Origin of the sequence: Corallococcus sp. AB030 (genome assembly GCF_003668965.1) — a bacterium.
GTDB classification, from domain to species: Bacteria; Myxococcota; Myxococcia; order Myxococcales; family Myxococcaceae; genus Corallococcus; species Corallococcus exiguus.
In genome coordinates, this window is the sequence record NZ_RAWQ01000400.1 from 1 (window position 1) to 2,944 (window position 2,944).

A 2,944-nucleotide genomic window follows, 5' to 3' on the forward strand; every position below is an offset into this window, starting at 1 on the left:
GGCGGAGGGGGACGGAAGACGACGTCCACCTTCTTCTCCTTGATGACTTCCTTCACCGTGTTGGCCGCGGTCATCGCCGCCACGGCGATGAGTCCGAAGACGGCGACCGACGCGGTGGTGGAGAGCGCGAACCGCCGGGCGGCGGGGGCGCTGGAAGCGCTGTCGAACGTTTCGAACATGACGGGGACGCATATAGCGACACCGTGTGTCACGAAGGTTCAGGCTCCGTGACACTTTGCCCCCGGCCTTGTTTCGATTGGGTCACGAACCGCGAGCGTTCAAAAATCCGCGCGGCAGGTGAGTCACGGTCTTGTCGGAAATCACCGCCGTGGGCGTTCCGTGACGCCGCGTCTGCCACAACAGCGCGATCAGCAGCGCGGAGTACGCCACCGCGAACGGCCGGAAGAGCAACACGTGCCGGGCCCACTCCGCGCCCAACACCGCGTCGGAAACGACCATGCCGATGAGGGCCACTCCGGCCACGCACGCCTGCCCCAGGCGCGAGCGTCCCTCCAGCGCCGCGCGGATCACCGGCCACGCGAGCAGGTAGTTCGCGCGCCACGCCAATGGTGACAAAAGCGTTACGCCCAGGCAGCAGAACGCGAGCAGCTCCACCGGACCGGGCCGCGCCCACACGAGCGCGCCGATGAACAGCCCCATCGCCACGACCTGCGCCGCGGTCATCGCACCCGCGGGAGGCAGCGACTCCGGGGGCAGCACCAGTGACAGCAGCAGCGTGGGCAGGCCCTGTGGGTTGTGGCCCAGCGCCCACGGCGGCGTGGTGCGCGCCAGGATCTCCGTCCAGTCACGCAGCTGTGACAGCGTGCCCGTCCAGCCGTAGCGGCCCAGCGTGGGCAGCACCAGCAGGACGCCGAAGAGGGCGGTGGTCCCCACCACGCGCCAGTGACGGCGCGCCAGGAAGAACAACCCCAGCAGCGCGGCCGGAGGCTTGAGCAGGCACGCCACGGCGAAGGCCGCGCCGGGGCCCCACGTGCGGCCCCGCTCGGCACCCACGGCCGCGAGCACCAGCAGCCACAGCAGCACGACGTCCACCTGGCCGTAGAAGATTTCGAAGGAGAACGCGGGCAGCAGCGCGGCGGTTGCGAGCACCGGAGCCCACGGCCACGGCGTCGCCTCTCCGTCCTTGGGCACCGCGCGACGCGTGAGCACGGACACGGCGCCGAGCGCGAGCACGGAGCCCAGGTTCCACAGCGCCACGGCCGCGCGCGGAGGCACGGCGGTGAAGGGCAGGAACAGGGGCGCGGTGACGGGCGCGTACTTGAACGGCATGGTGCCGTCCTCGGCGCGGTAGAGGTCCGTGCCCTCGCGGAAGCGCTCCGCGGCGGTGAGGTAGACGCGGAAGTCCGCGCCGCGCCGGGGATGCTGCCCCACCGCCACGGCCGCCACGGCGAGCACCAGCAACAACGCCCACTCCACCTTCAGGGACGCGCGTTGGCGGGCGGGCTCAGCGGTGCTCATTCACGGACCGGGACACGGGGGGCGCGCACCATTCCACGCGGGAGCGCCCCGCCGCAATCACAGGCCGTAGGCTTCCAGCAGCCGCAGCCACACCTCGCTCACGGTGGGGTACGACGGCACCGCGTGCCAGAGCGTGTCCAGCGGCACCTCGCCCGCGACGGCGATGGTGGCCGCGTGGATCATCTCGCCCACGCCCGGCCCGGTGAACGTGGCGCCCACGATGACCCGGCGCTGCTCGTCCACCACCAGCTTGGCCGTCCCCTTGAGGTCCTTGCCCATGACGGACGCACCGGCCACGTCGCCCAGCTCGTACTGCACGGTCTTCACCGGCACGCCTGCCTTGCGCGCCTGGTCCTCGGTGAGGCCCACGCTGCCCACCTGCGGGTGCGTGAAGATGACCTGAGGCGTGGCCTTCGCGTCCGCCCACGCCTTCGCGGGCTTGCCCAGGAGGACGTCGCCCAACAGCCGCGCCTGGTACTTGCCCATGTGCGTGAGCATGTTGCGGCCGTTCGCGTCGCCGCACGCGTACAGCCAGCCGCCGTCCACACCCGTGGCGCGGAGCTGATCATCCACCTCGATGGTCGCGCCGGGCTTGAGCCCCACCGTGTCCAGACCCAGGTCGTCCGTGCGCGCGGTGCGGCCCATGGCGACGAGCAGCGCGTCCGCGCGCAGCGTGTCCCCGCCGGTCAGCGTGATGGTGTATTCGCCCTGGGCTCCGGAGCGCTGCACCTTGGTGGCCTGCGTCTCCAGCAACACGCGCACGCCGGAGTCGCGCAGCGCCTCGGCCACCTGCTCGCTGACGAAGGGTTCAAAGCGCTTGAGCACGCGGGGCCCGCGCTGCACCAGCGTCACCTCCGAGCCCAGCTCGCGCCACGCCTGCGCCAGCTCCACCGCCTCCACGCCGCCGCCCAGCACCACCAGCCGGCCCGGCACGGCCTTGGCGCCGGTGCCCTCGCGGTTGTCCCACGGCCTGGAGTCCTTGAGGCCCGCGATGTCCGGCAGGCGCGGCTTGCTGCCCGTGGCGATGACGACGGCCTGCTTCGCCTCCATCTCGCGCACCTTGCCTTCCTTGCCCGTGACGGCCACCTTGCGCGGGCCCGTGAGCCGGCCCTTGCCGCGCACCACGGTGAGCTTCGCGCCCTCCGCCCACTTCACCTGGGACCTGTCGTCGTAGCCGGACACCATCTGGTCGCGGTGCTTGAGCACGGCGTCCGCCTTGAGCGGGCCCTGGATGAGCTCGCGCACGCCGGGCGTGTGCTTCGCCAGCCACAGCGTCTCGCCGGGGTGCAAGAGCGCCTTGCTGGGCATGCAGGCCCAGTAGGAGCACTCGCCGCCCAGGAGCTCGTGCTCCACCAGCGCGACCTTCAACCCACCCGCCGCCGCGCGCGCGCCCGCGTTCTCTCCCGCGGGACCCGCTCCAATCACCACCACGTCGAAAGTCTCGGCCATGACCCCTCCCGCCCCC

At 71.8% G+C, this 2,944-nt stretch carries 2 protein-coding genes; both read right to left on the minus strand.

Annotation, left to right across the window (positions count from 1 at the left end; all coding sequences use genetic code 11):
- Positions 1–261: 261 nt before the first annotated feature.
- Positions 262–1,479, minus strand: coding sequence for a glycosyltransferase family 87 protein (locus D7Y15_RS42950; protein WP_233605317.1), 1,218 nt, complete (start codon positions 1,477–1,479; stop codon positions 262–264).
- 57 nt (positions 1,480–1,536) lie between these two features.
- On the minus strand, positions 1,537–2,944 hold a 1,408-nt coding region (locus tag D7Y15_RS42955), incomplete at its 5' end, for an NAD(P)/FAD-dependent oxidoreductase (protein ID WP_233605318.1).

Excerpts from the sequence above, each read along its gene's own strand:
- D7Y15_RS42950 (WP_233605317.1), bottom strand. The coding sequence starts at position 1,479 with ATGAGCACCGCTGAGCCCGCCCGCCAACGCGCGTCCCTGAAGGTGGAG.